This is a genomic window from Duganella sp. AC917 (assembly GCF_979258245.1).
Genome location: NZ_OZ409848.1, coordinates 610,136 through 636,953, shown reverse-complemented (window position 1 = coordinate 636,953; position 26,818 = coordinate 610,136). Strand labels below are relative to the sequence as shown.

General features: G+C 61.2%; 30 protein-coding genes and 1 tRNA gene. 5 read left to right on the top strand and 26 right to left on the bottom strand.

The genetic code is table 11. The features are described 5' to 3' along the window. Positions 1–5 precede the first annotated feature (5 nt). Both ACZ0BA_RS02830 and ACZ0BA_RS02825 read left to right on the top strand, forming a co-directional pair. On the top strand, positions 6–1,604 hold the full coding sequence (locus ACZ0BA_RS02830; protein WP_463449840.1) for a S1 family peptidase: 1,599 nt from the start codon (positions 6–8) through the stop codon (positions 1,602–1,604). Continuing rightward, positions 1,601–2,593, top strand: a complete 993-nt coding sequence (locus ACZ0BA_RS02825; RefSeq protein ID WP_463449839.1) for an FHA domain-containing protein — start codon at positions 1,601–1,603, stop codon at positions 2,591–2,593. Before ACZ0BA_RS02830 ends, ACZ0BA_RS02825 begins: the two co-directional genes overlap by 4 nt. Positions 2,594–2,636: 43 nt before the next feature. Here ACZ0BA_RS02825 and ACZ0BA_RS02820 read toward each other — a convergent pair whose 3' ends face one another. After that, positions 2,637–3,245 carry a TetR/AcrR family transcriptional regulator gene (locus ACZ0BA_RS02820; RefSeq protein ID WP_463449838.1) on the bottom strand — a complete coding sequence of 203 codons (609 nt, stop codon included), beginning with the start codon at positions 3,243–3,245 and terminating at the stop codon, positions 2,637–2,639. A gap of 102 nt (positions 3,246–3,347) precedes the next feature. Here ACZ0BA_RS02820 and ACZ0BA_RS02815 point away from each other — a divergent pair, with 102 nt between their 5' ends. Further along, positions 3,348–4,607: an MFS transporter gene (locus tag ACZ0BA_RS02815; protein WP_463449837.1), complete on the top strand. Its 1,260-nt coding sequence runs from the start codon at positions 3,348–3,350 to the stop codon at positions 4,605–4,607. Here ACZ0BA_RS02815 and ACZ0BA_RS02810 read toward each other — a convergent pair whose 3' ends face one another. After that, positions 4,608–4,910, bottom strand: a complete 303-nt coding sequence (locus ACZ0BA_RS02810; protein ID WP_463449836.1) for a hypothetical protein — start codon at positions 4,908–4,910, stop codon at positions 4,608–4,610. Positions 4,911–5,020: 110 nt separating this feature from the next. Here ACZ0BA_RS02810 and ACZ0BA_RS02805 point away from each other — a divergent pair, with 110 nt between their 5' ends. Further along, positions 5,021–5,374: a BrnT family toxin gene (locus ACZ0BA_RS02805; protein WP_463449835.1), complete on the top strand. Its 354-nt coding sequence runs from the start codon at positions 5,021–5,023 to the stop codon at positions 5,372–5,374. Further along, on the top strand, positions 5,301–5,801 hold the full coding sequence (locus tag ACZ0BA_RS02800) for a DUF433 domain-containing protein (protein WP_463449834.1): 501 nt from the start codon (positions 5,301–5,303) through the stop codon (positions 5,799–5,801). The genes ACZ0BA_RS02805 and ACZ0BA_RS02800 overlap by 74 nt, the downstream gene beginning before the upstream one ends. Here ACZ0BA_RS02800 and ispF read toward each other — a convergent pair. The 24 genes from ispF to ACZ0BA_RS02680 all read right to left on the bottom strand — a co-directional run bounded on the left by ispF (position 5,741) and on the right by ACZ0BA_RS02680 (position 26,805). Further along, positions 5,741–6,229 (bottom strand): 2-C-methyl-D-erythritol 2,4-cyclodiphosphate synthase, encoded by a 489-nt coding sequence (gene ispF / locus ACZ0BA_RS02795; RefSeq protein WP_463449833.1) that lies wholly within the window; start codon positions 6,227–6,229, stop codon positions 5,741–5,743. The two genes, ACZ0BA_RS02800 and ispF, sit on opposite strands and share 61 nt — an antisense overlap. Positions 6,230–6,245: 16 nt before the next feature. Further along, on the bottom strand, positions 6,246–6,950 hold the full coding sequence (gene ispD / locus ACZ0BA_RS02790) for a 2-C-methyl-D-erythritol 4-phosphate cytidylyltransferase (RefSeq protein WP_463449832.1): 705 nt from the start codon (positions 6,948–6,950) through the stop codon (positions 6,246–6,248). A gap of 5 nt (positions 6,951–6,955) precedes the next feature. Beyond that, entirely contained in the window at positions 6,956–7,654 is a 699-nt protein-coding gene (locus ACZ0BA_RS02785) for a hypothetical protein (RefSeq protein ID WP_463449831.1), read from the bottom strand. 4 nt (positions 7,655–7,658) lie between these two features. Continuing rightward, positions 7,659–8,213, bottom strand: coding sequence for an NUDIX domain-containing protein (locus ACZ0BA_RS02780; protein ID WP_463449830.1), 555 nt, complete (start codon positions 8,211–8,213; stop codon positions 7,659–7,661). A 30-nt stretch (positions 8,214–8,243) separates the two neighbouring features. Next, on the bottom strand, positions 8,244–8,549 hold the full coding sequence (locus ACZ0BA_RS02775; protein ID WP_463449829.1) for a DUF2818 family protein: 306 nt from the start codon (positions 8,547–8,549) through the stop codon (positions 8,244–8,246). Continuing rightward, entirely contained in the window at positions 8,549–10,054 is a 1,506-nt protein-coding gene (nuoN, locus tag ACZ0BA_RS02770) for an NADH-quinone oxidoreductase subunit NuoN (RefSeq protein WP_463449828.1), read from the bottom strand. Before nuoN ends, ACZ0BA_RS02775 begins: the two co-directional genes overlap by 1 nt. A 19-nt stretch (positions 10,055–10,073) precedes the next feature. Continuing rightward, positions 10,074–11,573, bottom strand: a complete 1,500-nt coding sequence (locus ACZ0BA_RS02765) for an NADH-quinone oxidoreductase subunit M (RefSeq protein ID WP_463449827.1) — start codon at positions 11,571–11,573, stop codon at positions 10,074–10,076. A 31-nt stretch (positions 11,574–11,604) separates the two neighbouring features. Further along, positions 11,605–13,731, bottom strand: a complete 2,127-nt coding sequence (gene nuoL / locus ACZ0BA_RS02760; protein ID WP_463449826.1) for an NADH-quinone oxidoreductase subunit L — start codon at positions 13,729–13,731, stop codon at positions 11,605–11,607. A gap of 47 nt (positions 13,732–13,778) precedes the next feature. After that, complete coding sequence (gene nuoK, locus ACZ0BA_RS02755) at positions 13,779–14,087, bottom strand: NADH-quinone oxidoreductase subunit NuoK (RefSeq protein WP_463449825.1); 309 nt, start codon at positions 14,085–14,087, stop codon at positions 13,779–13,781. Next, on the bottom strand, positions 14,084–14,731 hold the full coding sequence (locus ACZ0BA_RS02750; RefSeq protein WP_463449824.1) for an NADH-quinone oxidoreductase subunit J: 648 nt from the start codon (positions 14,729–14,731) through the stop codon (positions 14,084–14,086). The genes nuoK and ACZ0BA_RS02750 overlap by 4 nt, the downstream gene beginning before the upstream one ends. 90 nt (positions 14,732–14,821) lie before the next feature. After that, the gene (nuoI, locus tag ACZ0BA_RS02745) at positions 14,822–15,310 is read right to left on the bottom strand and encodes an NADH-quinone oxidoreductase subunit NuoI (RefSeq protein ID WP_090314443.1); all 489 of its coding nucleotides are present in this window, start codon (positions 15,308–15,310) and stop codon (positions 14,822–14,824) included. 12 nt (positions 15,311–15,322) lie between these two features. Continuing rightward, positions 15,323–16,408, bottom strand: coding sequence for an NADH-quinone oxidoreductase subunit NuoH (gene nuoH, locus ACZ0BA_RS02740; RefSeq protein ID WP_463449823.1), 1,086 nt, complete (start codon positions 16,406–16,408; stop codon positions 15,323–15,325). Then, the gene (gene nuoG, locus ACZ0BA_RS02735) at positions 16,408–18,735 is read right to left on the bottom strand and encodes an NADH-quinone oxidoreductase subunit NuoG (RefSeq protein ID WP_463449822.1); all 2,328 of its coding nucleotides are present in this window, start codon (positions 18,733–18,735) and stop codon (positions 16,408–16,410) included. The genes nuoH and nuoG overlap by 1 nt, the downstream gene beginning before the upstream one ends. Before the next feature lie 22 nt (positions 18,736–18,757). Next, positions 18,758–20,053, bottom strand: coding sequence for an NADH-quinone oxidoreductase subunit NuoF (gene nuoF / locus ACZ0BA_RS02730; protein WP_463449821.1), 1,296 nt, complete (start codon positions 20,051–20,053; stop codon positions 18,758–18,760). Further along, the gene (gene nuoE / locus ACZ0BA_RS02725) at positions 20,050–20,541 is read right to left on the bottom strand and encodes an NADH-quinone oxidoreductase subunit NuoE (RefSeq protein ID WP_463449820.1); all 492 of its coding nucleotides are present in this window, start codon (positions 20,539–20,541) and stop codon (positions 20,050–20,052) included. Before nuoE ends, nuoF begins: the two co-directional genes overlap by 4 nt. Positions 20,542–20,552: 11 nt before the next feature. Further along, complete coding sequence (locus ACZ0BA_RS02720) at positions 20,553–21,806, bottom strand: NADH-quinone oxidoreductase subunit D (RefSeq protein ID WP_315214675.1); 1,254 nt, start codon at positions 21,804–21,806, stop codon at positions 20,553–20,555. Positions 21,807–21,809: 3 nt separating this feature from the next. Further along, the gene (locus ACZ0BA_RS02715; protein ID WP_463449819.1) at positions 21,810–22,400 is read right to left on the bottom strand and encodes an NADH-quinone oxidoreductase subunit C; all 591 of its coding nucleotides are present in this window, start codon (positions 22,398–22,400) and stop codon (positions 21,810–21,812) included. A gap of 18 nt (positions 22,401–22,418) precedes the next feature. Then, positions 22,419–22,895, bottom strand: coding sequence for a NuoB/complex I 20 kDa subunit family protein (locus ACZ0BA_RS02710; RefSeq protein WP_008450353.1), 477 nt, complete (start codon positions 22,893–22,895; stop codon positions 22,419–22,421). A 3-nt stretch (positions 22,896–22,898) separates the two neighbouring features. Next, complete coding sequence (locus tag ACZ0BA_RS02705; RefSeq protein WP_090314448.1) at positions 22,899–23,258, bottom strand: NADH-quinone oxidoreductase subunit A; 360 nt, start codon at positions 23,256–23,258, stop codon at positions 22,899–22,901. A 174-nt stretch (positions 23,259–23,432) separates the two neighbouring features. After that, positions 23,433–23,517 (bottom strand) — tRNA-Leu (locus ACZ0BA_RS02700). Positions 23,518–23,732: 215 nt separating this feature from the next. After that, positions 23,733–24,149, bottom strand: a complete 417-nt coding sequence (gene secG, locus ACZ0BA_RS02695) for a preprotein translocase subunit SecG (RefSeq protein WP_463449818.1) — start codon at positions 24,147–24,149, stop codon at positions 23,733–23,735. Between the two features lie 140 nt (positions 24,150–24,289). After that, the gene (tpiA, locus tag ACZ0BA_RS02690; RefSeq protein ID WP_463449817.1) at positions 24,290–25,045 is read right to left on the bottom strand and encodes a triose-phosphate isomerase; all 756 of its coding nucleotides are present in this window, start codon (positions 25,043–25,045) and stop codon (positions 24,290–24,292) included. A gap of 108 nt (positions 25,046–25,153) precedes the next feature. Further along, a complete protein-coding gene (locus tag ACZ0BA_RS02685) occupies positions 25,154–26,134 on the bottom strand; it encodes an NAD(P)H-quinone oxidoreductase (protein ID WP_463449816.1) in 981 nt (326 codons plus the stop codon). Positions 26,135–26,196: 62 nt separating this feature from the next. Further along, entirely contained in the window at positions 26,197–26,805 is a 609-nt protein-coding gene (locus ACZ0BA_RS02680) for a tetratricopeptide repeat protein (RefSeq protein ID WP_463449815.1), read from the bottom strand. Positions 26,806–26,818 lie beyond the last annotated feature (13 nt).

Here is a 26,818-nt window from a genome sequence, read left to right as displayed (position 1 = left end):
ACTGCATGAAATTTACCGCGCTTGCCACATCCATCGCCTTGACCGGGGCCTGCGCTGGCGCGCTAGCGGCTCCCACCACCGCAGCCGCCGCCAGCGCGGCCACCGCAGCAGTGACCTCCACCGCAACCACGACCGCCCCTACGGCGCCGGCCAAAGGCAAAGTGCCGCCAGCCGTGCCGCCGCAGGTTTCGCCGACAGCGCCAACCTCGCCGACATCGACCGCTGCGCCTGATCCGGCCGATCCGTCCGCGACTGCCACTGCCGCCGCCGATACCGCACCGCTGCCGCCGCCATCGAGCGCGGCCCAGCATTTATATGCGTCGGCCAAGAACGACATCCTGCAAGTGCGCTCGCTGCTCAAGAGCGGCCGCACGCAGTCGTCGGTTGGTTCCGGCTTTTTGATCGGCACCAGCAACCTGGTTGTCACCAACTATCACGTGGTGTCGCAATTCGCACTCGATCCGGACACCTACGTCGGCGAATGGGTCGACACCAGCGGCCAGCGCGGCAATGTCGAACTGCTGGCGGTGGACGTGCTGCACGATTTGGCGGTGCTGCGCGTCAACCGCAACGGCACCGGCTTCTTCAAGATGCCGGACCAGCTGGCGCGCCTGACGCAGGGCCAGTATCTGTACTCGATGGGCAATCCGCTCGATCTGGGCTTCGCCATTTCCGAGGGCGCCTACAACGGCGTGATCGCGCGCAGCTTCTACGACCAGCTGATGTTCACCGGTCCGATCAATTCCGGCATGAGCGGCGGCCCCAGCGTGACGGTCGACGGCTCGGTGGCCGGCGTCAACGTCTCCAAGCGTCTGGATGGCGAGCTGGTCAGCTTCCTGGTGCCGGCCCGCTTCGCCCAGGACCTGCTGCGCAAGGTCGAGCAACAAGGCAAGGCGCCGGCGGACTTCACGTCGGTGGTGGCCGGCCAGCTGCTGAGCCATCAGCGCGCGATGGTCGATCAGCTCCTGTCCAGCCCGCTTAGCCTGAAACCGATGGGACCGTACCAGGTGCCGGTGCGCGAATCCGAGCAGATGCGCTGCTGGGGGCGCTCCAACGTCAAGGCCGACAAGCCGTTCACGGTCGATGACGCCAGTTGCGCGATGGAGTCGGCGATCTTCGTCAGCGGCTCGCTGCAAACGGGCCAGCTCAGCATCCGCCACCAGTTCCTGCGCAGCACCGGCCTCGACAAGCTGCGCTTCGCGCAACTGGCTAGCGCCTCGTTCAAGAACGAACATTTCGGCAGCAACAAGGACACCCGCCTGACGGGTCCCAACTGCACCGAAGACTTCGTCAAGAATAAAAACCTGCCGCTGCGCGCCGTGCTGTGCGTGCGGGCCTATCGCAAGTTCGCCGGCCTGTACGACTTCGCGCTGCTGACGGCCACCACCGACCAAGGCTTGATGAGCCTGCAAAGCCGCCTCGATGCGCGCGGCGTTTCGTATGACAACGGCATGCGCGTGTCGCGGGTGTTCCTCGAATCGCTATCGCTGGCGCCGACCAGCCCGTCGCAAGGCAAAGCCGGCAAGACCGCCAAGCCGGCAAGCGATGTTGCCGTCAAACAGAGCCCGCCACCAGTTAAGCCGGCCACGGGAGGCGCGCAATGATGGCACCCTACTTCGTGGAAATTCTCGCGCGCAACGGCGACGTGCTGCACAGGCACAAGGCCGAGACCTTGCCGATCCGGCTCGGACGCAGCTACGACAACGACGTCATTCTTGACGACGCCCACAGCGCCGCCGCGCACGCCATCGTCAGCCTCGACGCGAACGAGAAATTGGTGCTGCGCGACCTCGGCAGCAAAAACGGCACCTACGCGCGCGGCAAGCGCCAGACCGAAGTCGTGCTTGGCGGCGACACCGTCGTGCGCCTCGGCCACACCCGCTTGCGCATCCGCGCCGCCGATTTCCCGGTGCCGCCGGAAATCGCCGACACCACCATGCACAGCTGGGAAGGCGCGACGCCGGCCACCATCGGCCTGGTGCTGATCGCCGTGTTCAGTTGTCTGGAGACATGGCTGTCCGATGTCGAACCGTTCGCCTTGATCCGTTACCTGCTGGTGCTCGCGTCGAGCCTGGCGGCGGGTTTGCTGTGGAGCGGTGTGTGGGCGCTGGCCAACCGCCTGTTCGGCAGCCACGCGCGCATGGGCCGGCACCTGTTCATCCTGGGCAGCGGTCTTGCGGTGGTGGGCATCTGGCGGGCAGCCAGCAGCGTCATTGCGTATGCGTGGTCGGCCGAAGGATTCACGCGGTATGGCAACCTGGTCACGCTGGCGATCGTCTGCGGCATGCTGTTCTTCCACCTGAAAACCATCAAGCCCCATCTGACGAGACAGTTCGCCACCACCGCCACGGTCATGATGCTGGTCGGCGTAGGCTTGATGCTGATGACCAACCTGCAAGGAACAGGCCGTTTGTCGGACGAACTCTACATGTCGGTATTATTACCGCCGGAAGTCAAGCGCAGCGCCGACCGCAGCGTCGATCAGTTCATGGGCGACGCGGCCAGGCTCAAGGCCGATACGGATGCGGCGCGGGCGCGCGGCGTCAAGGATGGCGCCGACGAACCGGACGACGACGACAGCAGCAGCGAATAGCGATGTCAGCGTGTCGCGTGTGGTTCCGTGGTGAACTTGGTCATCACGGCCAGCCGCGCAACACCTGATCGACCACTCCCTGCAATTGTTCGCGCGTGGCGCCGGCTGCGGCCTGCACCGCCATGCCGTTGGACACTGTCATCACATAGCGCGCCATCTGCCCCGAGCAGCTGTCGGCGGGCAAATCTCCGTCCACCTTGGCGCGCTCGAATCGCTCGCGCAGTTTTTCCTCGCTTGCCGCCCGGCGCTCGATCAGCGAATTACGGATCGGCAGCGCATCGTCGCTGCATGCCAACGCGCCATTGATCACCAGACAGCCGTGCGGCTTGTCGGTCTCGGTCTGCGCATCGGCATTGCCGCGCAAAAAATGTTCGACCACGGCGCGCGCGGTCGATTCTTTGAGCGCCGCGTTAAACAGCGGATCGTGCGTCGCACCATAGCGGTCGAGCGCCATGCGGAACAGGTTTTCCTTGTTGCCGAACACGGCGTAAAGGCTAGGCCGGTTCATGCCCATCGCCTCGGTCAGTTCCGGCAGCGAGCTACCCTCGTAACCCTTCTCCCAGAACACCTTCATCGCTTTGTCCAGCGCGGTTTCAGCATCGAAAGTGCGCGGACGGCCCGTCTTGCGGACTGTGGAAGTATTCTCTTTCATACCAATCGGTTAAAAATTATATTGACAACGTGATCTCCAGCCTTCATTATGAACCGATCAGTAAAAAACTCAAGCATTTTTACTTCTAACCGGGACTATTCCATGCAATCCACTTCCACCGCGCAGGCTTTGCCGCCTGCTGGCGAGGCGTCGGCGTCCGCCGTCACCACCCTGGCCCTCGCCCCCACCCGCGCCGCCTGGCTGGCCGTGCTGTCCGTCGCCGTCGGCTCATTCGCGCTCGTCACCACGGAATTTCTACCCGTCGGCCTGCTGCCTTCGATCGCTGCCGAACTGAAGGTGACCGAAGGCCTGGCCGGCATGATGGTGACCATCCCCGGCCTGGTGGCCGCGTTTGCCGCCATCCTGGTCACCATTGGCGTAGGCAAGACCGACCGCCGCTATGTGATCTGGGCGCTGACGGCCACCCTGATCGTCTCCAATCTGATGGTGGCGCTGTCCGATTCGTTCATCGTGATCCTGATCGGGCGCGCCTTGCTGGGTATTGGCGTCGGCGGCTTCTGGGCCATCGGCGGCGCGCTCGGCAACCGGCTGGTGCCGCCCGAATATGCGACGCGGGCGACGTCGATCATCTTTGCCGGCATCTCGCTCGGCACCGTGGCCGGCGTGCCGGCGGGTGCGCTGATCGGTGAACTGGTCGGCTGGCGCGTGGCCTTCCATGCCGCCGGCGCCGTTGCCGTGCTGGTGCTGCTGTTGCAAATGTGGCTGCTGCCACGCCTGCCGACCACGCAGTCGCTGACGTTCGCGCAATTGCCGGCGCTGCTGCGCGTGAAAAAGGCGCGGTTGGGCATGCTGGCGACGTTGCTGATCTTCATCGGCCAGTTCGCCGCGTATACCTATGTGACGCCGTTCCTCAGCCAGGTCGTCGACCTGAACGCGACCACCATCAGCGCCCTGCTGCTGACGTATGGCGCCGCCGGTTTCGTCGGCAACCTGATCGGCGGCTGGACGGTGGCCCGAAGCGTGCGCATGTCGATGATCGTCACCGGTCTGGTCATGGGCTTGTCGGCGGCGGCGTTGCCGTTGATCGGCACGTCGCTGCTGGGCGCCACGGTCTTGATCGTGATCTGGGGCCTGGCCTTCGGAATGATGCCGATCTCGGTGCAAACGTGGATGTTCCGGGCCGCGCCCGATGCGATGGAAAGCGGCGGCGCGGTGTTCGTCGCCACCGCGCAGATCTCGCTGGCCAGCGGCGCGCTGGTCGGCGGCGTGGCGGTCGATCACCTGGGCATGTCGAGCGCGATGGTGGTTGGCGGAGTATTCGCGGTGGCAATGGCGGCGGTGATTGCCAAGTGGGGCGAGGACGACGGCAAGCCCACGGGCAAACTGCACGCCGTGCACTAACTAGATTCTGCCCCGTTTGAATTCGGCCAGGAAGGCTTTGGTCTCCCTGGCCGACAGCACCTTGATCTCATCACCATGCCACGCGAACAGATACGGCGTGCCGCCCTGGCGGTCGGTCAGCTTGGCGTCCAGCAAAAAGCACGTACCCAGCGGATACAAGGACGTGTCGCTCATCCGCCGCGAGCATTGCACCGCCAGCTCCGGCGAAAACGCCTGTCCGGGCACCGGATGGATCTCGACCGCACTGCCGCGCTGCACCGAGTGCACCGCCACCTGCCGGTAAGCATAAATATCGCGCGCCATGATCATCCTTGCTGAAAAACCGCCATGGTAGCAGATCGTTTTCCGAGAGCATGACAATCAGCACGCACCATTGATCTGATCGAAGGACCGATGAGAAAGCCGGGCGCAGGATGTCGCGAGACGTCCCCGCAGCCTGGCTTTTTTATTCAGTGCCGCTTGAAGGATGTCTTCAAGCTACTACACTGAACATGACTACCTACACTTGGGACGAGGCGAAACGCAGGAGCAACTTGCGCAAGCACGGGCTGGATTTTGCTGATGTGCCCGCTGTGCTGGAGGATGATTGCTACTCAACAGAAGATACGAGCGTCACATACAGCGAACGCCGATACAACGCCATTGGATCTTTCTATAACTGTGTGGTTTCGATTACGTACACGGAGCAAAACGATGAAATACGAATCATCTCTTTTAGACGGGCAAGTCGACGAGAAGTACGAGACTTCATCCGAAGAGCCCGCTAGCTGGATGGATGTGATGCCTCACAACTACGACGATATCGAAATCGACGAGGATTGTCCCGAATATGACCCGCGCTACTTCACCGAGCCAGTCCATCGGTTTAAGGGCCGGGTCATCCCGCCTCGCACTTCGCCCACCGATCCGTTTGATCCAGAGGTGCTGGCGTTCATGAAATCAAAGACCCCGCTGGTGCAGATGGAACCCGACATTCTTGGCGGAATGCCGGTATTTAAGAATACGCTTGTGCCAATCAAACGCATGTTTGACTATCTTCTGGCCGGCAAAACCATGGAAGAATTCCTGCGCGATTTTCCGGGAGTACCGCGAAAAACGGCAGCCGGCGTATTGGAAAATCAGCTCACGTTATATTACGAAGAGATCAGCAACGCGATCGATTCGGCGGCGATGCCTTCTTCGCGGCCCAAGTAACCAAGCTTCTCGTTGGTCTTGGCCTTGACGTTGACCTGGCCGATGTCCAGGCCGAGATCCTCCGCGATGTTGGCGCGCATAGCCTGGATGTGCGGCGCCATCTTCGGACGCTGGGCGATGATCGTGCAATCGACGTTGCCGATGCTGTAGCCGGTGGCCACCACGCGGCGCGCGGCCTCCTTCAGCAAGGTGCGCGAATCGGCGCCCTTGAACTGCACGTCCGTATCCGGAAAATGCTTGCCGATGTCGCCCAGCGCGGCCGCGCCCAGGATCGAATCGGTGATCGCGTGCAGCAGCACGTCGGCGTCCGAATGGCCCAGCAGGCCGACGTGGTGCGGGATGTCGACGCCGCCGATGATCAGCTTTCGGCCTTCCACCAGAGCGTGGCAGTCGTAGCCCTGGCCGATGCGGAACGGGAGTTTGGTCATGATGTGGTTTCCTTGGTTATTCGTCGGCGGCCAGGTACATCTCGGCGATGCGGATATCGGCCGGCAGCGTGACTTTCAAATTTCTTGGATGGCCTTCGACCAGGCGTGGCGACATGCCCAGCATCTCGACGGCGCTGGCGTCGTCGGTGATCGCGTTGGCGTCCGGGGCGCCGCCCAACGCCCGCAGCAGCAGCGCGTAGCTGAACATCTGCGGCGTTTGCGCCAGCCACAGGCCGTCGCGCGGCACGGTGGCGACATCGGCGCCCGCCTTGCGCTTGACCGTATCGACCACCGGCAACGCGAGCAAGCCACCGGCGGCGTAGTCGCCCACGCGCTCTATCAGCCTGGCGATCAGCGCAGGCGTCAGGCCGGGACGCGCGGCGTCGTGCACCATGACCAAGTCCGCGTCCGTGACGATGCCGTCCAGCGCGCGCAAGGCGTTAAGCACCGTGTCCATGCGGGTCGCGCCGCCGCAGCGCAGCACGGTGACGCCATCGAGGTCCGGCGGCAGCACGGCGTCGATCTGGCCGTCCGCCGCGCTGACAACCACATAGGTATGCGCCACCAGATCGCTGGCGCGGAAGGCGTCGACGGCATGGCGCAGCATCGGCTTGCCGCCGACGGTCAGGTATTGTTTGGGGCCATCCGCCGCCATGCGCGCGCCAACGCCGGCGGCGGGCAGCAACGCAAAATAGCGCGGTGAGTGAGTTTGTGCTGTCATCTTTTTTATCTTCTGCGTCTGCGCTGGACGATTTCACGGATTTCGCCGTTACAGGTATTCGCCAGCCGCGCGTATTCTGCGGGGGTGTCGATTTTAGCCTGCTCCACCTTACCTTTGTCGAATTCGGCCTGAATAAAGGGCATCCACTGGCTGTTGATCTCGTGCTGCAGCGCCGATTGCGCGGTGCCGGACGGCGCGTACAGAGGCTTGCCTTCGAAGCGGCGGTTCAGCGCATCACGCACCACTTTTTCGACCCGCGCCAGATTGTCCATATACGCTTTCAGGTGCCGCTGCTCGTGCTCGAGGATCGTGTTGTAGCCGCAGCTGCCGGGGACGAACTCGTTGCCGACGTAAATGAGCACCGGCGAGTAGTTCAACTTGATCTCAACGCGCGGCGCCACGCATTCATAGCCACTGACCTTGTCCTGCAGGATAGGCCCGCCCATCGTCGCGGCGTACTGCGCGCGGGTGACCGTCAGCCCGAGTGTCTCGCTGCGGCCGTCGATACTGCCGGTCTTCAAAGTCAGCGCGCGGTACGGCAGCTGGTTGTTGATTGTGAAGCCATTGCTCTTGGTCGACAGCACCGAGATGGTTTTGCTGATCGTGTCCTCGCAGCGGATCTGGAACGGTGTGCGTTCGGCGGCCGATGCTGTACCGGCCGTGCCGACGCCGCAGCATAACCAGATCAGCGCCGCCAGCCTCATGACGTCAGTCCAGCTTCCAGTCGCCCGCCCGCAGCTTGTCGAGCCAGAACGCGCCTATGATGGTTTTGACGTCGGTGACTTTACCTTCGCGTACCCATTGCAGCAGTTCGTCGATGGTGGCGGTGAACAGTTCGAGGAATTCCCCGTCGTCGAGCTTTTGCTCGCCCAGGGTCAGGCCGCGCGCCAGGTACAAGTCAAGATGCTCGTCCGAATAGGCGATGGCGTTGTGGATCTTGCTGACGAATTGCCAGTCGGTGGCGGTGTAGCCGGTTTCTTCTTCCAGCTCGCGTTTGGCGCTGGCCAGCGGATCTTCGCCCGGATCGATTTTCCCGGCCGGGAATTCGATGAAGACGTCGTGCAGCGGATAGCGGTACTGGCGCTCGAGCAGCACCTTGCCGTCGTCGAGCAGCGGCAGGATCACGACCGCGCCGGGATGCAGGATGTATTCGCGGCCGGTGCGCTTGCCGTCGGGGAGTTCAATGGTGTCGCGTTGGACTTTGAGGAAATGGCCGTCGTAGACCAATTCACCGTCGATGCGGGTTTCTGTCAGTGTCGACATGTCGGCTCCTTGAGTGAAGCCGCTAGTGTATCAGTCGTGACGCTTGCGCAGGTAGCGCGCGATGAATCCGGGGAAGCCGAAAACGAGGAACAGACAGCCGGAGATCGCGTAGAACTCCCAGGTCTGGGGGAAGCGGTTGCCGATGTGGCCTTCCAGGGCGAAGCCGATGGAACCAACGACAAGATACAGCGCCACCATCTCGGCCAGGCGCACGATCAGCGGCTTGCGCCGCCACGTGGCTGGAATCGCGGCGAATACCTTGTCGTTGAAAAAAGGCAGGTTGGCGGCCGCGATGGCTATCGCGATCACCAACCAGCTTGCGACGGATACATCCATCAGGTGGCGAGGGTCGCTTGCATGGCCTTCACGCACATCGCCAGCAGCGGGCCTGGCAGAATGCCCAGAACCACGATGGCCAGGCCGTTCAGGCTCAGGACAAACTTCATGTCGCCGTGGGCGACGATAGGCGCCGTATCGGTCGGCTCGTCGAACCACATCAGTTTAACGATGCGCAGGTAGTAGAACGCGCCGATCAGCGAGAACATCACCGCGACCACGGTCAGCCAGATCTGGCCCGTACCCAGCACGGCGCTCAGCACCGAGAACTTGGCGGCAAAGCCCATCATCGGCGGCACGCCGGCCAGCGAGAACATCAAGATCGTCATGACGACCGCGAACCAGCCACTGCGCTTGCTCAGGCCTTTGAAGTCGTTCAGCGTTTCGGCTTCGAAGCCGGAACGCGACAACAGCATCAGCAGGCCAAAGCTGCCGACGGTGGTCAGCACGTAGGTCAGGATGTAGTACATCGACGCGCTGTAAGCGGCGGCGATGCCGGTGCGGTCGGTGGTGCCGACCACGCCAGCCAGCAGGCCAAGCAGCACGAAGCCGATTTGCGCGATGGTCGAATAAGCCAGCATGCGCTTCAGGTTCGTCTGGGCGATAGCGGTCAGGTTACCGATCGCCAGCGACAGCACGGCCAGCACCATCAGCATCTGCTGCCAGTCGAACGCCATCGGCAGCAAACCTTCCACCAGCAGGCGGATGCAGATTGCGAAGGTGGCAATCTTCGGTGCGCCGCCCAGCAGCAGGGTCACTGCGGTTGGCGAACCTTCGTAGACGTCCGGTACCCACATGTGGAACGGCACGGCGCCCAGTTTGAACGCCAGGCCAGCCACCAGGAAGACGATACCGAACACCAGGATCGCCGGCTTGATGGTGCCCGCTGCAACGGCGGCGGCCACTTTGCTGATTTCCAGCGTGCCGGTTGCGCCGTACAGCATCGAGATGCCGTACAACAGGAAACCGGATGCCAGCGCGCCGAGGATGAAGTACTTCATCGCCGCTTCGGTGGCCTTGTGGTTGTCACGGCGCAGTGCGACCAGCGCGTACAGCGACAGCGACATCAGTTCGACGCCCAGGTAGATCGTCAGGAAATTCGAGCCCGAGATCATGACCATCTGCCCCAGCATGGCGAACAGCGCCAGGACGTAGAACTCGCCGCCCAGGTTACCGCTCATCATGCCGCGCTGCGTGACGTACTGGCGCGAATACACCAGGGTCAGGGCCACGGCCACATAGGTGGCCAGCTTGAGCAGATTGGCCATCGGATCGTTGACGTACATGCCGTTAAAGGTGTACGCGGTGGTGCCGGCGTTGAAGTCGGCGAAGGTGATGCCGGCCAAAATCGCCAGTATCGCCAGCGACAGCACGTAGGTGATCGACCGCTTGGACTCGGACAGGAACATGTCCACCAGCAGGAGTAGCGAGGCGCCAATGATCAACGTCACCTCGGCGTACGCCGGTGCGATGTTGAACGCCTCTTGTGGAATAGGTGTAGTCATTTATGCGTTTCCGTTTTTCTTAAGGCAGCTTGCTTTTTGCGACATGCGTCAGCAGGTCGGCGACCGAGGTTTGCATCGTATCGGTGAACGGCGCAGGGTACAGACCCATGACCAGCACAGCGATCGCCAGAACACCCAGCATGAAGAACTCGCGACCGTTGACGTCGACCAGCGCGGCCACATGGTGGTTGGTCACTTTACCGAAGATGACGCGCTTGGCCATCCACAGCGAGTACGCGGCGCCGAAGATCAGCGCGGTCGCGGCCAGCAAACCGATCCAGAAGTTGTACTGCACGGCGCCCAGGATCACCATGAACTCGCCGACAAAGCCGGAGGTCGCGGGCAGGCCGCAGTTAGCCATCGAGAAGAAGATGAACAGCGCGGCGAACTTCGGCATCTTGTTGACGACACCACCGTAGTCGGCGATCTGACGCGAGTGGGCCTGGTCATACAGCACGCCGATACACAGGAACATCGCGCCGGAGATGAAGCCGTGCGAGATCATTTGCACGATCGCGCCCTGCACGCCGATGGCGTTGAAGATGAAGAAGCCCAAGGTGACAAAGCCCATGTGCGCGATCGACGAGTAGGCGACCAGCTTTTTCATGTCCTTCTGCACCAGTGCTACCAGGCCGACGTAGATCACGGCGATCAGCGACAGCGTGATCACAAAGCCCGACAGGTAGTGCGATGCGTCCGGGGTGATCGGCAGCGAGAAGCGCAGGAAACCGTAGGCGCCCAGCTTCAACATGATCGCGGCCAGCACGGCGGAACCGCCGGTTGGCGCTTCGACGTGGACGTCCGGCAGCCAGGTGTGGACCGGGAACATCGGAACCTTGACGGCGAAGGCCATGAAGAAGGCGATGAAGATGAAGATCTGCTCTCGCATCGTCAACGGCGTCAGGTGCCAGGTCAGGATGTCGAAGGTGCCCGTTACGCGGTACAGGTAGATGATCGCGACCAACGTCAGCAAGGAGCCGAAGAAGGTGTAGAGGAAGAACTTGAACGATGCGTACACGCGGTTCTCGCCACCCCACACGCCGATGATGATGTACATCGGGATCAGGGTCGCTTCAAAGAAGAAGTAGAACAGCAAGCCGTCCATCGCGCAGAACACGCCGATCATCAGGCCGGACAGGATCAGGAAGGCGCCCATGTATTGCGCAACGCGCTTCTGGATCACCTGCCAGGCAGAGATCACGACGATCACGGTGATGAATGCCGTCAGCGGCACGAACCACAGCGACAGGCCGTCGATGCCCAGCGAGTAGTAGATGTTGAACGTCTCGATCCACGGCGACTTCTCGACGAACTGCATGCCGTGGGCGGCGTTGTTGAAGTTGGTGATCAACGGGATCGTCGCGGCGAAGCTGACGATCGCGCCGATCAGCGAACCGACGCGTACCAGCGCCGCGTTGGTGTCACGGCCGACGGCCAGGACGATCAGGCCGAAGACAATCGGAAGCCAGATCGCCAGGCTCAGGTACGGAGGTAAGGTAGATATAGTTGACTGCATCATGGTTATCGTTATCTCTTTGCGTATCAGCTAATTAAGCGTGCCAAAACGGCAGGAAGTAGACCAGGAACCCCAGAATGCCCAGGATCATGACGAAAGCGTAGTGGTAGATGTAACCCGTCTGCCCCAAACGCGTCAGCTTCGAGAACCAGTTCACAACTTTGGCGCTGCCGTTGACCAGCAGGCCGTCGATCAGGGTCTTGTCGCCGACGTTCCACAGGCCGTTACCCAGCAGGCGCGCGCCGCCGGCGAACACCACTTCGTTGAACTTGTCCATGTAGTACTTGTTGTCCAACAGGGTGTGGATCGCCTTGCCGTTGGCGTAGAACCATGCCGGTACGCGTGGATTGATCATGTAGCAGTAGTACGCGGTAGCGACGCCGGCGATCGCCAGCCACAGTGGCAGCGACGTCAGGGAGTGGATCGCCATGGCCAGCGGACCGTGGAACTCTTCGCCCAGGATTTCCATCGCCTTGTGGTTTTCACCGATGAAGATGACATCCTTGAAGAAGCCACCGTGCAGCATCGGCTCGATCGTGAAATAACCGATCAGCACCGACGGGATGGCCAGCATCACCAGCGGGAACCAGACCACGAATGGCGATTCATGCGGCTTCTGACCCGGCTCCAGGCCGTGGTGTGCGTGGTCGTCCTCTTCCTCTTCGTGGTGCGCGTCCGAATCGTGGCCGTGTGCGGCCGGATCGGCGCCATGGGCGGCTTTAGGCGCATGCGCATCGTGTGCGTGGTGCGCATCGTGGTGACCATGGGCGTGGGCCTGGCCGAAACGCTCCTTGCCGTGGAAGACCAGGAAGTACATACGGAACGAGTAGAACGCGGTCACGAACACACCTGCCAGCACGGCGAAGTTGGCGAAGCCCGAACCCCAGATCGTGGTCTCGTGCACCGCTTCGATGATCGAATCCTTCGAGTAGAAGCCGGAGAAGAACGGGGTACCGATCAGCGCCAGGGAACCGAGCAAGGACGTGATCCAGGTGATCGGCATGTACTTGCGCAGGCCACCCATGTTACGAATATCTTGATCGTGGTGCATGCCGATGATGACCGAGCCGGCGCCAAGGAACAGCAGCGCCTTGAAGAACGCGTGGGTCATCAGGTGGAACACGGCCACCGAGTACGCCGACGAGCCCAGTGCCACGGTCATGTAGCCCAACTGCGACAGGGTCGAGTAAGCGACCACGCGCTTGATGTCGTTCTGGATGATGCCCAGGAAGCCCATGAACAGCGCGGTGATCGAGCCGATGACCAGGATGAACGACAGCGCGGTGTCCGACAGTTCGAACAGCGGCGACATGCGCGACACCATGAAGATACCGGCGGTAACCATCGTCGCGGCGTGGATCAGTGCCGAAATCGGGGTTGGGCCTTCCATCGAGTCGGGCAGCCAGACGTGCAGCGGGAACTGCGCCGATTTACCCATCGCGCCGATGAACAGGCAGATACAGGCGACGGTCAGCAGCATCCAGTCGGTGCCCGGCAGCGTCAGGAGCGCCAGCGCTTCCTTCTTGGCGAAGACTTCCTGGTAGTTCATGGTGCCGGCGTAGGCCAGCAGCAGGCCGATACCGAGGATGAAGCCGAAGTCGCCCACGCGGTTGACCAGGAACGCCTTCATGTTGGCCACGATCGCCGTTGGGCGGGTGTACCAGAAGCCGATCAGCAGGTACGAGACCAGACCCACCGCTTCCCAGCCGAAGAACAGCTGCAGGAAGTTATTGGCCATGACCAGCATCAGCATCGAGAACGTGAACAGCGAGATGTAGGCGAAGAAGCGGTTATAGCCCTCGTCTTCCGCCATGTAGCCGATGGTGTAGATGTGCACCATCAGCGACACGAAGGTCACCACGCACATCATCATCGCCGACAGCGAATCGATCTGGAAGCCGACTTCGAACTTCACGCCCGCCACCGTCATCCAGTGGTAGATGGTGCCGTTGAAGGTTGCGCCGTTGAGCACATCGTTCAGCGTCATCACCGACAGCACGAGCGCGACGAACACGCCCAGGATGGTGGCCGTATGCGAAGTCTTGCGCCCTACGACATTGCCAAAAAATTTGGTTCCTAACAAACCCGCAATCGCAGCGCCGGCCAGCGGCGCCAGAGGTACGGCTAGTAGGAGGTTAGGGTTAAGAAGAGTACCCGCCATGATGAACCTTAATCGTTATTTTCGAGATTAGAACTAAAGCCGCGGGATTAACCCTTCAGCCTATCCAGGTCTTCCACATTGATGGTGTCCAGATTACGGAACATCACCACCAGAATCGCGAGGCCGATCGCCGATTCGGCGGCCGCCACGGTCAGGATGAAGAAAACGAAGATCTGCCCGGCCGCGTCGCCCAGGTAGTGGGAGAACGCGATGAAGTTCATGTTCACCGCCAGCAGCATCAATTCGATGGCCATCAGCAGAATAATGATGTTCTTGCGATTCAAGAAAATACCCACGATCGAGATCGCGAACAGTATCGCGCCAAGAACGAGGTAGTGAGCTAGCGACAAAGTCATGGTGTCTCCTTTACTTCCGCCGAACCGGCGACTGGTGCCACGTCGGCGCCGCGCGTGGTGACCGCGTCGATCTTGACGATCTTCAGACGGTCGTTGCGCTTGACGCGGACCGCATCGGCCGGGTCGAAATGTTTGGTGTCCTTACGCTTGCGCAGGGTCAGCGCCACTGCCGCGACAATCGCGACCAGCAGGATCGCCGCTGCGATTTCAAAGCCGTAGACATATTTGGTGAAGATCAGGATACCGAGTTCCTTGGTGCCGCCGATGTTGCCGGCGCTAACAGCCTGCTGGTCGAACGACAGGAAGGAGCGCCACAGCACGGCGGCCATTTCCAGCACGATGATGACGCCGACGAACGACGCGATCGGCAGGTAGCCCCAGAAGTTTTCCCGCATCTTGTCGGTGTCGATGTCGAGCATCATGACCACGAACAGGAACAGCACCATGACGGCGCCGACGTAGACCAGCACCAGCACGATGGCCAGGAACTCGGCTTCGAGCAGCATCCAGATGCCGGCGGCCGAGAAGAACGCCAGCACCAGGAACAGCGCTGCGTGCACCGGATTGCGGGCCGTGATAACGCGCGTCGCAGCCAATATCATGATGGCTGAGAAGGCGTAGAACAAAGCAGTTTTAAATTCCATAACTAACCCAAGAGACGTACAGTTTATTGATCAACACGCTGCGACCTGCCCTGCCCCCACAACCGGCCGGGAAACAAGACAGGTCGTCGATCAGCGGTAAGGAGCGTCCGCTGCGCGGGCTTCGGCGATCTGGTTTTCGTAGCGATCACCGACGGCCAGCAGCATCTCTTTGGTGTAGTACAAATCACCGCGCTTCTCGCCGTGGTACTCCAGCACGTGCGTCTCGACGATCGAATCGACCGGGCAGGACTCTTCGCAGAAACCGCAGAAGATGCACTTGGTCAGATCGATGTCGTAACGGGTGGTGCGGCGCGAACCGTCGTCACGCTGTTCCGACTCGATGGTGATGGCCATCGCCGGGCACACCGCTTCGCACAATTTGCAAGCGATGCAGCGTTCTTCGCCGTTCGGATAGCGGCGCAGCGCGTGCAGGCCGCGGAAGCGTGGCGACATAGGCGTCTTCTCTTCCGGGTACTGCACGGTGATTTTGCGCGAGAACATGTACTTGCCCGTCAGCGCCATCCCTTTGATCAATTCGGCCAGCATGAAGCTGCCGAAAAAGTCTTTTAATCGTTCCATTTTCTCTTATCCTTACTTCCAGATATTCCAGGATGTCTGCATCCAGCCGGCCACGAACACCAGGTACACCAGCGTCAGAGGAATGAACACCTTCCAGCCCAGACGCATGATCTGGTCATAGCGGTAGCGTGGGAAGGTACCGCGCACCCAGATGAAGACCGACACCAGGAAGAACGCCTTGGCGAACAGCCAGAAGAAACCACCGAAACCGCCCCAGAATTCGAGGAAGGCAAACGGCGCCGACCAGCCACCCAGGAACATGATCGAACCGATGGTCGCGATCAGGATCATGTTGGCGTATTCGGCCAGCATGAACATCGCGTAGGCCATGCCCGAGTACTCGACCATGTGACCGGCGACGATCTCCGACTCACCCTCGACCACGTCGAACGGATGGCGGTTCGCTTCGGCCAGGCCGGAGGTCAGGTAGACCACGAACAGCGGCAGCAACGGCAGCCAGTTCCACGACAGGATGTTCAGACCCTGGTCGGCCATCATGCCGCGCTGCTGCATGGCGACGATGTCGCCGAAGTTCAGCGAGCCGGAAACCATCAGGATCACGACGAACACGAAGCCCATCGGGATTTCGTAGGAAATCATCTGCGCCGAGGCGCGCATCGCGCCCATGAACGAGTACTTCGAGTTCGAGGCCCAACCGGCGATGATGATGCCGTAGACTTCCATCGAAGTGATCGCCATCAGCAGCAGCAAGGCGGCGTTGACGTTGGCCAGCACCGCTTGCGGACCGAATGGCACCACCGACCATGCGGCCAGCGCCGGCATGATGGTCATGATCGGACCGATGACGAACAGGCCAGGATTGGCCTTGGCCGGCATGATGATCTCTTTGAACAGCAGCTTGAGCGCATCGGCGATCGGCTGCAGCAGGCCCATGGGACCGACGCGGTTCGGGCCGACGCGGATTTGAATCCAGCCGATGAACTTACGTTCCCACAGCGTCAGATAGGCGACAAGGCCCATCAGCGGCAGCAGCACCACAACGATTTTGATCATCGTCCAGACGATCGGCCACACCGGCGCGATCGGGCTGGTGGCGCCCAGGTCATACAATGTAGTGACGAATTCAGGCAGAGCCATTATTTACCCTCTCCTGCTTTTTCAACGGTGATCGGACCGAACATGCCACCCAGTGCGGCGGTCGAAGCGTGGGCCGCGGCGACGCGCACGGCGTTCGCTGGCAGGCTTGCATCGACGGCTGCGACCAGAATCGCGCTGCCCGAACCTTGCGTGACCTTGACGCTGTCGCCGGCGGCGACGCCCAGCTGCTGCGCCAGCGCGGTCGACAGGTGCGCTTTTGGCGCAGCCGAATCGGCCATCTTCTGCAGCGACTCGGCGCGGCGCACCACGGCGTCGGCGAAGTAGATCGGCACGTCGGCGATACGTTCGGTACCGGTGGTCGCGATCGAACCGGCGAAGTTCGACGCCACGATGGTTTGCTTGCTGATGTTATTCAGCCTGGCCGAGAAGTCACCCGAGCCAACCACTTCGTCGCGGATCGCTTCCGAGGTGTCGTAGTCGAAGCCGCTCAGGCCGAGGATGTTACCCAGCACGCGCAGCACTTTCCACGCAGGGCGGGTTTCCAGCAGCGGCTTGACGGTGCCGTTGAAGCTTTGCGCACGGCCTTCGCAGTTGACGAAGGTGCCCGAGGTTTCGCTGAATGGCGACACCGGCAGCAGCACGTCGGCGTAGTCCAGGCCATGCTTGTAGGCGGACATGACGACGACCATCTCGGCTTTTTTCAGCGCGGCGACGGCGGCTTGCGGATTGTAGGCATCCAGTTCCGGCTCGACGTTCAGCAACACGTACGCTTGCTTGGCTTCGGTGAAGGCAGGAGCCGTGGCGCCGTTGGCGTTGACCAGGTAGGCGCCAACGGTGTTGGCGGCTTCGGTCAGGTAGCCCAGCTTGGCGCCGGTCTGCTCGGCGATCCATTGCGCGGCGGCGTGCAGCGCGGCGGCTTGCGGGTGCTGAACTGCCGCGTTACCCAGGAAGACGCCCTTGTTTTCGCCCGATACCAGCGAAGCTGCGATCGCGGTTGCGGCGTCCGACGCTTCAATGCCTTCGAAGCCGGCTGGCGCCGACACTTCCTTGGCCTTGGCGACAGCCACCACCACCTGCGACAGCGCGGACAACCACTCCGACGGCGCGGCGATGATCTTGTTCGCCACTTTCATCAGCAGGTCGTCGTCGGTCGCGTTCAGGATCGACAGCTTGGCGCCGTTCTTGACGGACGAGCGCAGGCGCGTCGCCAGCAACGGATGATCCTTGCGCAGGAAGGAGCCGATCACGAAGGCGCGGTTCAAGGCGCCGAATTCGGTGATGCTCATGCCCAGCCAAGGCGTCACGTCGCCCAGCGAGAAATCGCTGTGGCGCAGGCGCGTGTCAACGCTGTCCGAGCCCAGGGCGCGGGTCAGCTTTTGCAGCAGATGCAGTTCTTCCAAGGTCGAATGCGGGGTCGCCAGCGAGGCGATCGCCTTGTCACCGTGTTCGTGCTTGATGTTTTTCAGGCCGTGCGCCACGTATTCCAGCGCGGTCTGCCAGCTCACTTCTTTCCATTCGCCGCCCTGCTTCAGCATCGGCTGGGTCAAACGGTCGTCGGTGTTCAGGCCTTCGTAGGAGAAGCGGTCCTTGTCCGAGATCCAGCATTCGTTGACAGCGTCGTTCTCCAGTGGCAGCACGCGCATGACCTTGCCGTTCTTGACCTGGACGATCAGGTTCGAACCGAGGCCGTCGTGCATCGACACCGATTTGCGGCGCGACAGTTCCCAGCTACGGGCGCTGTAACGGAACGGCTTCGACGTCAGCGCGCCGACCGGGCACAGGTCGATCATATTGCCGGACATTTCCGAGTTGACGGTCTGGCCGACGAACGCGGTGATTTCCGAGTGTTCGCCGCGGCCGATCATGCCCAGCTCCATGACGCCGGCCACTTCCTGGCCAAAACGTACGCAGCGGGTGCACTGGATGCAGCGCGCCATCTCTTGCATCGAGACCAGCGGACCGGCATCCTTCGGCACGACCACGCGCTTGTCTTCCTCGTAGCGCGAATCGCCCTTGCCGTAACCGACAGCCAGATCCTGCAATTGGCATTCGCCGCCCTGATCGCAGATCGGGCAGTCGAGCGGGTGGTTAATGAGCAGGAATTCCATCACGGACTTCTGTGCCTGCACGGCCTTGTCCGACGCGGAGCGCACGATCATGCCGGCCGAAACCGGCGTAGCGCATGCTGGCAAAGGCTTAGGCGCCTTCTCCACTTCGACGAGACACATACGGCAGTTCGCAGCGATCGACAATTTCTTGTGATAGCAGAAGTGCGGAATGTAGGTTCCCAATTTGTTGGCGGCGTCCATCACCATGCTACCAGCAGGGACTTCGACTTTTTTGCCGTCTATTTCGATTTCAACCATGGTGATCGTTACCTGACGCAGCTTAGATGTAAGCGGGCACTAAGCAATGCTTGTGCTCGACGTGATATTCAAATTCTTCGCGGAATTGCTTGATGAACGCGCGCATCGGCATGGCCGCCGCGTCGCCCAGCGCGCAAATGGTGCGGCCCTGGATGTTGTCGCAGATCGAGTTCAGCACATCCAGATCCGACGCACGGCCCTGGCCGTTTTCGATGCGGTGGATCATGCGGTACATCCAACCCGTGCCTTCGCGGCAAGGGGTGCACTGGCCGCACGACTCTTCAAAGTAGAAGTACGCCAGGCGTTCCATCGCCTTGACCATGCAACGGGTCTCGTCCATGACGATGACCGCGCCCGAACCGAGCATCGAACCCGCCTTGGCGATCGAGTCGTAGTCCAGGTCGGTGTTCATCATCAGTTCGCCACGGATCACCGGCGCCGACGAGCCGCCAGGGATCACGGCCTTGATCTTCTTGCCGCCGCGCATGCCGCCTGCCAGTTCCAGCAGTTTGGCGAACGGCGTGCCCAGCGGGACTTCGTAGTTGCCCGGCAGTTCAACGTCGCCCGAGATCGAGAAGATCTTCGAACCGCCGTTGTTCGGACGACCCATGCCGAGGTACTTTTCCGGGCCCATGTTCAAGATGAACGGGACGGCGGCAAAGGTCTCGGTGTTGTTGATGGTCGTCGGCTTGCCGTACAGGCCGAACGAGGCCGGGAAAGGCGGCTTGAAGCGCGGCTGGCCCTTCTTGCCCTCCAGCGACTCCAGCAACGCGGTTTCTTCGCCGCAGATGTAGGCGCCATAACCGTGGTGCGCGTGCAGCTGGAAGCTGAACTCGCTGCCCATGATCTTGTCACCCAGGAAGCCGGCGGCGCGCGCCTCTTCCAGCGCGTCCTCGAACTGCGTGTAAACCTCGAAGATCTCGCCGTGGATGTAGTTGTAGCCGACCGTGATGCCCATGGCATACGCGCCGATGGCCATGCCCTCGATCAGTGCATGCGGGTTGTAACGCATGATGTCGCGGTCCTTGAACGTGCCTGGCTCGCCTTCATCCGAGTTACATACCAGATACTTCTGGCCCGGGAACTGACGCGGCATGAAGCTCCACTTCAGGCCGGTCGGGAAACCCGCGCCGCCACGGCCGCGCAACGACGACGCTTTCAGGTCGGCGATGATTTGTTCCGGGGTGATTTTCTCTTCGAGGATCTTGCGCAATGCGCTGTAGCCGCCGCGCTTGACGTAATCTTCCAGGTGCCAGTTCTTGCCGTCCAGGCCGGCCAGAATGACAGGGTCGATGTGACGATTGTGGAGTGACGTCATTTCGTAGTGTTCCCGCTTAGTTCCTCGACGAGACCGTCGATTTTGTCGTTCGACATGAAGCTGCACATGCGATGGTTATTCACCAGCATGACCGGTGCGTCGCCGCAGGCGCCCATGCACTCACCTTCCATCAAGGTGAACTTGCCGTCGGCGGTGGTGTCGCGGTAGTCGATGCCCAGCTTTTGCTTCAGGTGGTGCGCGGCGCGCTCCCCGCCCGACAGCGCGCATGGCAGGTTGGTGCACACGGTGATCTTGTGCGTACCGACCGGCTTCAGGTTGTACATATTGTAGAAAGTGGCGACTTCCTGCACGGCGATCGCCGGCATCTGGATGTAGTCGGCCAGTTCCCGCATGGTTTCCGGCGAGATCCAGCCCAGTTCAACCTGGGCGTGGGCCAGCGCGGCCATCACGGCCGACTGGCGCTGGTCGGCCGGGTACTTGGCCAATTCGCGATCGATTTTTTTTAAGCACTGCTCTGATAACAACATACTTTTACCTTTTAGCGGTCAATACTGCCGAACACGATGTCTTGCGTACCGATGATGGTCACGGCGTCGGCAATCATGTGTCCACGCGCCATTTCGTCCAGCGCCTGCAGGTGGGCGTAATCGGGTGCGCGCAGTTTCATACGGTATGGCTTGTTGGCGCCGTCCGACAACAGATAGATGCCGAACTCGCCCTTTGGATGCTCCACCGCGCTGTACGCTTCGCCCGGCGGCACGTGGAAGCCCTCGGTGAACAGCTTGAAGTGGTGAATCAGCGATTCCATGTTGGTCTTCATGTCGACGCGGCCCGGAGGCGCGACTTTATGATTGCTGGTGATGACCGGACCTGGATTATTGCGCAGCCATTCTACGCACTGTTTGATGATCTTGTTGGACTGGCGCAATTCCTCAACGCGGACCAGGTAACGGTCGTAGCAGTCGCCGTTGGTGCCGATTGGAATGTCGAAGTCCATCAGGTCGTACACTTCGTACGGCTGGTGCTTGCGCAGATCCCATTGGATGCCCGAACCGCGCAACATGGCGCCGGTAAAGCCCATCGCCAGTGCATCTTCCGGCGCGACCACGCCGATGCCGACCGTACGCTGTTTCCAGATACGGTTATCGGTCAACAACGTCTCGTATTCGTCCACGTACGTCGGGAAACGGCGCGTGAAGTCTTCGATGAAGTCCAGCAGCGAGCCCTGACGGTTCTCGTTCAGGTTGGCGATCGCCTTGTCCGAACGGATGATCGACGGCTTATGCTGCGGCATCGAATCCGGCAGGTCGCGGTACACGCCGCCCGGACGGTAGTAGGCCGCGTGCATGCGCGCCCCCGACACCGCTTCGTAGCAGTCGAACAGATCTTCACGGTCGCGGAACGCGTACAGGAACGGACCCATCGCGCCGACGTCCAGCGCGTGGGCGCCCAGCCACATCAGATGGTTCAGGATGCGGGTGATCTCGTCGAACATCACGCGTATATATTGGGCGCGCAGCGGAACTTCAAGACCCAGCAGCTTCTCGATGGCCATCACGTAGGCGTGCTCGTTGCACATCATCGAGACGTAGTCCAGACGGTCCATGTACGGCACCGACTGCAGGTAGGTCTTCTGCTCCGCCAGCTTCTCGGTGCCACGGTGCAGCAGGCCGATGTGCGGGTCGGCGCGTTGAATCACTTCGCCGTCCAGCTCCAGCACCAGGCGCAGCACGCCGTGCGCGGCCGGGTGTTGCGGACCGAAGTTCAGGGTGTAGTTCTTAATTTCAGCCATTTTTTACTTCCCGTAATTTTCTTCGCGGATCACGCGCGGCACGTTTTCACGCGGCTCGATGGTGACCGGCTGGTAGATCACGCGCTTCTGCTCGGGGTCGTAGCGCATTTCGACATAGCCCGACACCGGGAAGTCCTTGCGGAACGGATGGCCGATGAAGCCGTAGTCGGTCAGGATGCGGCGCAAGTCGTTGTGGCCTTCGAACAGAATGCCGAACATGTCGAATGCTTCGCGCTCGTACCAGTTGACGGCGCGCCACAGCGGCACCAGCGACGGCAGCAGCGGCATTTCGTCGTCGGCGGCAAACGCGCGCACGCGAACACGCCAGTTGTGCTGGATCGACAGCAAGTGCACGACGACGGCGAAACGCAGACCGTCCCAGGCGCCATCGCCATAGTTAAGGTAGTCGACGCCGGCCAGGTCGATCAGTTGCTCGAAACCGAGCGACTTGTCGTCGCGCAGCGTTTGCATCACGCCGTAGTAATCGGCCGCCTTGACGGTGATGGTCACCTCGCCCAGCGCGACGGCAATACTAACGCGATCGCCCAGGGCAGTGCCGAGGGCGGTTTGCAGTTGTTCTAATTGTGTAGTCATCTTCTGAAGCGGCCTCGTTTAGCGTGCGATCGTGTTGGTGCGCTTGATCTTGTTTTGCAGCTGCATGATGCCGTACAGCAGAGCCTCGGCCGTCGGCGGACAGCCCGGCACGTAGACATCCACCGGCACGATGCGGTCGCAACCGCGCACCACGGAGTACGAGTAGTGGTAGTAGCCGCCGCCGTTGGCGCACGAGCCCATCGAGATGACCCAGCGCGGTTCCGGCATCTGGTCGTAGACCTTGCGCAGCGCCGGCGCCATCTTGTTGCACAGCGTGCCGGCCACGATCATCACGTCGGACTGACGTGGCGATGGACGGAACACCACGCCGAAGCGGTCCATGTCGTAACGGGCAGCGCCCACGTGCATCATTTCAACCGCGCAGCATGCCAGACCGAACGTCATCGGGAACATCGAACCCGTGCGCGCCCAGTTGATCAGCTTGTCGGCCGAGGTGGTGATGAAACCTTCGTTTAATACGCCTTCAATAGCCATGGCTTATTCCCAATCAAGGGCACCTTTCTTCCAGATATACCAAAAACCGACAACGAACTCGGCGATGAAACTCATCATCACCAGGAATCCGTTCCAGCCCAGTTCGCGTACGGAGACGCCCCATGGGAAGAAGAATGCCGTTTCCAGATCGAACAAAATAAAGAGGATAGCGACGAGGTAGTAACGCACGTCGAATTTCATGCGCGCATCTTCGAACGCTTCGAAGCCGCATTCATACGGGGAGAGTTTTGCCGCGTCGGGCTTGTTAGGACCGAGCACATGGCCCAACACCTGGGGGAGGATACCTACGCCGAGACCGACGAGAATAAACAACAGAACGGGGAGATAATTTTCGAGGTTCACGATTGATAAGCTTAAATTGAACGATCGGTTAGGGACTGCGAGGACTTGCGATGTTCTGCGGTGCTCTCTTAACGTGCGCCCCAATCGTACAACTTAGACCAGGATCGAACGACACATCCTCGTAAAAAAGCCAGCTCAGGTACACACTACTCCCTTGCTGGCCTCTATATTTTTTGGTGCCGACGACGAGACTCGAACTCGTACAGCTTTCGCCACTACCCCCTCAAGATAGCGTGTCTACCAATTTCACCACGTCGGCATAAGGCCGCTATTCTACTGTGTTTTCCCGCCTTTGTTAATGCGTATTGCGGTAAAACAAAGCGAAATGCGATAAATCTTTACTTCTTTGCGCACCCGATTGATTTTCCGGCCAGGGCACCGGAGACACTTCTATAACTACTGTAACTTTTGCCAAAACAACGAGCAAATGTCGCGCGGCGGATGCTGCGCCGCGCCATGCCGAACGTCATTATATTACTTTGGGATAGATCCTGCAGGACCCGCCGGCGCCGGGACGGCCGGGGCAGGCGCGGCCGGCGTTGCCGGTGCGGTCGCCGGGGCGGTCGGGATCGCTGCCGCGCCGGTCGCCGGGGCCGGAGCTGGCGCCGCTGGCAAGGCTTTATCCATCACACCGCCGCTAACGGTGCTGTGACCCTGGGCCGAGATGTAGGCCAGCGCCAGGGTGGCGCTGAAGAAGATCGCGGCGGCAACGCCGGTCGACTTCGACATAAAGTTCGACGAACCGGTCGCGCCGAACAGGCTGCCCGAGGCGCCGGAGCCGAAAGCGGCGCCCATGTCGGCGCCTTTACCGTGCTGCAGCAAGACCAGGCCGATAATAGCGATGGCCGAAACGACTTGCACGATGACTACCAGGTTGAAGAAGCTGCTCATGTTATTCCATTCAAAGATTAAATAGTTTTGTATCGTTTTGTTTCACACCTGTTTATATATCGCTAACAGGCTTTTTTACCATCGCGTGATTGCCGCTGGATTTACTCATGCGGCAGTTACGCAACACATTGACAGTGTGTTTACACGGCGTGGATGATTCCGAGGAAATCCGTCGCCTTCAATGCAGCACCGCCAATCAGGCCGCCGTCGATATCGGGCTGCGCCATTAATTCTTTCGCATTTTCGGGCTTCATGCTGCCGCCGTACAGGATTTGCACCGAGGCGGCCGCTTCGGCGTTCTTCTGCTCCAGACGCGCGCGCAGGAAACGGTGCGCATCCTGCGCGATTTGCGGCGTGGCGGTCTTGCCGGTGCCGATCGCCCAGACCGGCTCGTACGCCAGCACGACCTTGGTCAGCTCGGCTGCCGGAATCACGTCCAGCGCCGCTTGCAACTGGCCGCAAATGACGGCCTCGGTGGTGCCGGCCTCGCGCTGTTCCAGCGTTTCGCCGAAGCAAATAACCGGCGTCAGGCCGGCCGCCAGCGCGGCCATCGCCTTCTGAGCGACCAGCTCACTACTTTCGTTGTGATAAGCGCGGCGCTCGGAATGGCCGCACAACACGTAGGTGGAGGCGAAATCGACCAGCATGCTTGCCGCCACTTCACCAGTATAGGCGCCGCTGGCGTGGACCGACAGGTCCTGGCCGCCCCAGGCGACCGGGGAGCCTTGCAGTTCGGCCTGGCATTGGGCCAGATAAGGGGCTGGCACGCAGACCGCGCAATCGGCGCGCGCGACGCCGTCAGCCTTCAGGCCGGCGACGACGCCGGACAACAATGCCGTGTTGGCGGCGCGGTTGCCGTTCATTTTCCAATTGCCGATGACGAGTTTGCGTCGCATAGTAGCCTAAAATTCAATAACCCGCTATTTTAACGCGAGCCCGGGGGCGGGTCAAACCACCCGACGGCCGGCCACCGGCTTTCATAGCAGAAATACCACGTCAAAGTGTTAGATTACCTGCAACATGATCTTGCCGACATGGCTGCTGCTCTCCATCAGCGCATGCGCGGCGGCGGCTTGCTCCAGCGGAAATACCGTATGGATCACCGGCTTGATTTTCCCGGCCGCCATGATCGGCCACACCTTTTTCAGCAAGTTCTTGGCGATCGCGCCCTTGAACTCGACCGACCGGGGACGCAGGGTCGAACCGGTGATCGTCAGGCGCCGGCGCAACACCTGGCCCAGATCGACGGTGGCCTTGCCGCCGCCCAAGGTCGCGATCAGCGCGATACGGCCGTCGTCGGCCAGCGCGGCGATCTCGCGCGGCACGTAATCGCCGCCGACCATGTCGAGGATCACGTCCACGCCACGGTCGTTGGTCAGCGATTTGACCACTTCAACGAAGTCTTCGGTTTTGTAGTTGATGCCGCGCTCGGCGCCGAGCTTGACGCAGGCGGCGGTCTTGTCGTCGCTGCCGGCGGTGGCGAACACGCGGTGTCCCATGGCCGACGCCAGCTGGATCGCCGCCACGCCGATGCCCGAGGTGCCGCCCTGCACCAGCAAGGTCTCGCCGGCGCTCAGCTGGGCGCGGTCGAACACATTGCTCCACACGGTGAAATAGTTCTCGGGAATCGAAGCCGCCTCGAGCATGCTCCAACCCTTGGGGATCGGCAAGCACTGGGCGACGGGCGCCACCACGTACTCCGCATAGCCGCCGCCCTGCACCAGCGCACAGACCTGGTCGCCGATGTCGAGGGTGGTGTAATCGAGGTCGCCGTCGACGATCTCGCCGGCCACTTCCAGGCCCGGCAGATCGGAAGCGCCGGGTGGCGGCGCGTAATTGCCCATGCGCTGGAACACGTCCGGACGGTTGACGCCGGCCGCATGAACCTTGATCAGCACCTCGCCGGCCTTCACGACAGGCATCGGGCGTTCGCACAGTTTCAGCACATCGGCCGGGCCGGGCTGGGTGATTTCAATCGCGCGCATGGGCATCTCCGGATAAAGCGGCGATTGTACGCGAGAAGGAAAACCGCTGTTTGCCTCGACGACTAACCGCCGCCGGTGCGCGATTTGGTCGGCAGCGGCGTGTTCGGCTTCCACGCCGCCGACAACGCCTGCCCTTCCTCGATCTGCTCCTGCGTCATGTGCTTGACCACGGCGGAGCGCTGCTCGGCGGCGTTGACCGAGCCCTTGGCCGCGGCCAGATTCCACAACATATAAGCGATGACGTTGTCCTGCGGCATGCCGGCCATCTGGTAACGGTACATCAGCCCCATGACCTGCTGCGCGTCCGGATGGCCCTGCTCGGCCGCCTTGCGGAACCAGCCGACCGCCTGCTTGTGATCCTGGATCACGGCGTTGCCGGTGTAGTACATGGCGCCGACCACATATTGCGCGTCGGCCTTGCCCTGCAGCGCCGCCTTGCGGTGCCAGCTCAGCGCCTGCTTGTAGTCCTGCTTGACGCCGCGTCCCATGTAATACATCAAGCCCAGCAGGTGTTGGGCGTCGGCGTTGCCGGCCTTGGCCAGCGGAGCGACTTCTTTCAAAGCCGCCGCGTAGTTTTTGTTGTTGTAGGCGGTTGCGCCTTCTGCGAATCCGGCCATCGCGCTCTGTTGCAGAGCAAGTGCGAGACCTATCGCTAGTATGAATTTTTTCATATCGCGTATAAGT

Excerpts from the sequence above, each read along its gene's own strand:
- ACZ0BA_RS02830 (WP_463449840.1), top strand. The coding sequence starts at position 6 with ATGAAATTTACCGCGCTTGCCACATCCATCGCCTTGACCGGGGCCTGC.
- ACZ0BA_RS02825 (WP_463449839.1), top strand. The coding sequence starts at position 1,601 with ATGATGGCACCCTACTTCGTGGAAATTCTCGCGCGCAACGGCGACGTG.
- ACZ0BA_RS02820 (WP_463449838.1), bottom strand. The coding sequence starts at position 3,245 with ATGAAAGAGAATACTTCCACAGTCCGCAAGACGGGCCGTCCGCGCACT.
- ACZ0BA_RS02815 (WP_463449837.1), top strand. The coding sequence starts at position 3,348 with ATGCAATCCACTTCCACCGCGCAGGCTTTGCCGCCTGCTGGCGAGGCG.
- ACZ0BA_RS02810 (WP_463449836.1), bottom strand. The coding sequence starts at position 4,910 with ATGGCGCGCGATATTTATGCTTACCGGCAGGTGGCGGTGCACTCGGTG.
- ACZ0BA_RS02805 (WP_463449835.1), top strand. The coding sequence starts at position 5,021 with ATGTCGCGAGACGTCCCCGCAGCCTGGCTTTTTTATTCAGTGCCGCTT.
- ACZ0BA_RS02800 (WP_463449834.1), top strand. The coding sequence starts at position 5,301 with ATGAAATACGAATCATCTCTTTTAGACGGGCAAGTCGACGAGAAGTAC.
- ispF (WP_463449833.1), bottom strand. The coding sequence starts at position 6,229 with ATGACCAAACTCCCGTTCCGCATCGGCCAGGGCTACGACTGCCACGCT.
- ispD (WP_463449832.1), bottom strand. The coding sequence starts at position 6,950 with ATGACAGCACAAACTCACTCACCGCGCTATTTTGCGTTGCTGCCCGCC.
- ACZ0BA_RS02785 (WP_463449831.1), bottom strand. The coding sequence starts at position 7,654 with ATGAGGCTGGCGGCGCTGATCTGGTTATGCTGCGGCGTCGGCACGGCC.
- ACZ0BA_RS02780 (WP_463449830.1), bottom strand. The coding sequence starts at position 8,213 with ATGTCGACACTGACAGAAACCCGCATCGACGGTGAATTGGTCTACGAC.
- ACZ0BA_RS02775 (WP_463449829.1), bottom strand. The coding sequence starts at position 8,549 with ATGGATGTATCCGTCGCAAGCTGGTTGGTGATCGCGATAGCCATCGCG.
- nuoN (WP_463449828.1), bottom strand. The coding sequence starts at position 10,054 with ATGACTACACCTATTCCACAAGAGGCGTTCAACATCGCACCGGCGTAC.
- ACZ0BA_RS02765 (WP_463449827.1), bottom strand. The coding sequence starts at position 11,573 with ATGATGCAGTCAACTATATCTACCTTACCTCCGTACCTGAGCCTGGCG.
- nuoL (WP_463449826.1), bottom strand. The coding sequence starts at position 13,731 with ATGGCGGGTACTCTTCTTAACCCTAACCTCCTACTAGCCGTACCTCTG.
- nuoK (WP_463449825.1), bottom strand. The coding sequence starts at position 14,087 with ATGACTTTGTCGCTAGCTCACTACCTCGTTCTTGGCGCGATACTGTTC.
- ACZ0BA_RS02750 (WP_463449824.1), bottom strand. The coding sequence starts at position 14,731 with ATGGAATTTAAAACTGCTTTGTTCTACGCCTTCTCAGCCATCATGATA.
- nuoI (WP_090314443.1), bottom strand. The coding sequence starts at position 15,310 with ATGGAACGATTAAAAGACTTTTTCGGCAGCTTCATGCTGGCCGAATTG.
- nuoH (WP_463449823.1), bottom strand. The coding sequence starts at position 16,408 with ATGGCTCTGCCTGAATTCGTCACTACATTGTATGACCTGGGCGCCACC.
- nuoG (WP_463449822.1), bottom strand. The coding sequence starts at position 18,735 with ATGGTTGAAATCGAAATAGACGGCAAAAAAGTCGAAGTCCCTGCTGGT.
- nuoF (WP_463449821.1), bottom strand. The coding sequence starts at position 20,053 with ATGACGTCACTCCACAATCGTCACATCGACCCTGTCATTCTGGCCGGC.
- nuoE (WP_463449820.1), bottom strand. The coding sequence starts at position 20,541 with ATGTTGTTATCAGAGCAGTGCTTAAAAAAAATCGATCGCGAATTGGCC.
- ACZ0BA_RS02720 (WP_315214675.1), bottom strand. The coding sequence starts at position 21,806 with ATGGCTGAAATTAAGAACTACACCCTGAACTTCGGTCCGCAACACCCG.
- ACZ0BA_RS02715 (WP_463449819.1), bottom strand. The coding sequence starts at position 22,400 with ATGACTACACAATTAGAACAACTGCAAACCGCCCTCGGCACTGCCCTG.
- ACZ0BA_RS02710 (WP_008450353.1), bottom strand. The coding sequence starts at position 22,895 with ATGGCTATTGAAGGCGTATTAAACGAAGGTTTCATCACCACCTCGGCC.
- secG (WP_463449818.1), bottom strand. The coding sequence starts at position 24,149 with ATGAGCAGCTTCTTCAACCTGGTAGTCATCGTGCAAGTCGTTTCGGCC.
- tpiA (WP_463449817.1), bottom strand. The coding sequence starts at position 25,045 with ATGCGACGCAAACTCGTCATCGGCAATTGGAAAATGAACGGCAACCGC.
- ACZ0BA_RS02685 (WP_463449816.1), bottom strand. The coding sequence starts at position 26,134 with ATGCGCGCGATTGAAATCACCCAGCCCGGCCCGGCCGATGTGCTGAAA.
- ACZ0BA_RS02680 (WP_463449815.1), bottom strand. The coding sequence starts at position 26,805 with ATGAAAAAATTCATACTAGCGATAGGTCTCGCACTTGCTCTGCAACAG.